This window comes from Halorubrum sp. SP3, assembly GCF_005435195.1.
Classification (GTDB): Archaea; Halobacteriota; Halobacteria; order Halobacteriales; family Haloferacaceae; genus Halorubrum; species Halorubrum sodomense.
Genome location: NZ_SGTU01000662.1, coordinates 1 through 248 on the forward strand (window position 1 = coordinate 1; position 248 = coordinate 248).

Genomic DNA, 248 nt, shown 5'->3' on the forward strand with positions numbered 1-248 from the left:
TCGATGTCGTGCTCTTCGAGGGCGTCGTTGAGCGCGACCGTCTTCAGCAGGTGGTTGCCGACGTACGTGTCGAGCAGGAACGGGAACGAGTCCTCCTCGAACTCCAGGATCTCCCGGATGTGGTGCTGGTTGTGCTCCGAGAGGGCGTCGACGGGGATGTCGTCGCCCGGTTCGAGGCCGTGTTCGTCGACGTAGGCGCCCACGTCCTCGTTGCGGGCGTACACGAGGTCGATCTCCCACTCGTCGGC

General features: G+C 64.9%; 1 pseudogene. It reads right to left on the reverse strand.

Annotated features, from left to right (window positions below):
• A pseudogene (locus EXE42_RS17880) lies at positions 1-248 on the reverse strand (nodulation protein); the annotation flags it as partial.